Origin of the sequence: Helicobacter valdiviensis, assembly GCF_003245365.1 — a bacterium.
Classification (GTDB): Bacteria; Campylobacterota; Campylobacteria; order Campylobacterales; family Helicobacteraceae; genus Helicobacter_D; species Helicobacter_D valdiviensis.
Map to the genome: position 1 here is coordinate 1 of NZ_NBIU01000076.1, position 1,745 is coordinate 1,745.

General features: G+C 32.7%; 1 protein-coding gene. It reads right to left on the bottom strand.

Translation table 11 applies throughout. The features are described 5' to 3' along the window. Positions 1–1,743: phage tail tape measure protein (locus B6S12_RS10530; protein WP_111230722.1), on the bottom strand; the 1,743-nt coding region annotated here is incomplete at its 3' end. Positions 1,744–1,745 lie beyond the last annotated feature (2 nt).

The following is a 1,745-nucleotide window of genomic DNA, read 5'->3' on the forward strand; positions in this document are numbered from 1 at the left end:
TATAAAAATATTTCCAAAGAATTTAAAAACATTAATCCAACTCATAAACACTGCTTTTATATAATTTGCTATGGGTTGCCATAGGGGTTTTAACCAGTTTATAAAGCTCATAAACCAGTCTTTAACCTTTCCCCAATTCATTATAATAAGTCCAGCAGCTATTGCAATACCACCTATGATTAATCCAATAGGATTAGTCATAATCGCAACGCTTAAAGCTCTAATGCCAAGAGCCACAAACTTAAAAGCTTTATTTAATGTTCCCAAAACAAAGCCTAATGCTTTTAAAGCATTTGTGTAAATACCTAAAGTAAGAGTTTTTGCTCTCATTGTGAGATTAGCAAGTTTTAAGCTAAGATTGTGTTTGATTAATGCTAGATTGGAAACACTTACTGCTTTTTTAAAAGCAAGGAATCTAATTTTAGAAATTAAAAGGAAATTATTCAATAAAGCTTTAGAATCTTTAATGTAAAGTAGAATTATATTATAAGCTAACATTACAGGTTTAGCCAGTAAAAAAGTGGTGATTAATCCTCCAAGCACTCCATTAAGTCCAGGTATTAAGCTTGTAATAGAAACAATGCCATTTACTACAAATGATAAAGCCTTACTAGCTCCCGCAATAACGGGCAAAAATACAGAGCCTAAATTAATCGCAAGAGAATTAAAAGCATTTTTCATTAAAATAAGGGAATTTTCAGTGGTGTCTGCTCTTGTGTCAAATTCTCTTTGTAATGAGCCTTTTTTGTCTTCATCACTTGCATTCTGTAGAGCTTTTTTATAAGTATCTAGTCCTTGAATAAGTGTTCCAACATCATCTGAAAATTCTTTGCCAAAAATATCTACCAAAACACCCATTTGTTCTTTTTTGTCTAAAGTTCCTAATCGTTCTAAAAATAATTCTAATGCTTTTTGAGGATTATTAAAGGTGGCTTCTTTTAAGAAATCTCCACTAATTCCTATTTTTTGAAAAGCTTTTTGTGTTTTTTCTCCTAAAGTATCTGCAGTAGCTAGGGTTGTATAAAGGCTATTTATAGCAGTTCCTGCTACTTCTGAAGGTTTTCCTAAAGAAATAAAAGTAGAGCCTAAAGCTGCAATTTGTTCTTTGCTAAAGCCTAGCTGTTTACCAGCAGCTGCAGTTCGCTTCATAACATCAATAATCTCATTGGCTTTTGATGCACTATTGTCTGAAAGATTGTTAATGCTATCCCCTAAGTCTTCCATATCTTTCAAAGAAAGTCCCAAGATATTTTTAATCTTAGCTACACTATCTCCGACTTCTTCGGCACTCATATCAAAAGCTACTTTCATCTTGGTTACAAGATTTGTAAATTCGCGGACATCTTTAGAACCTAAACCAATTTGTCCTCCAGCTGCTGCTATGGCTGCTAAATCTTTGGCGGTAGCTGGAAGCGTTTGGGACATTTTTAAAATATCATCACTTATTTTTTTGATATTATCGCCCTCATCAAAATTTACAACCTTCCTAACATCTGCCATAGCACTTTCAAATCCTATACTTTCGCCCAAACCTTTAGCAATAATTCCACCACTAATAATATTGCTAGCACTTATAAAATCACTTTGTAAGCCTTGCAATTGCTCTTTAAAATTTGTTCTTAAATTAGTGTTTAATTTTATTTTATCTAACTCTTTTTGCAAACCCTTAACGCCTAGCTTTGTCTTAGCACACATTGCTTCAAGATTACTAAAATCTTTGGTTACATTTTTAATAGCTCCCATTC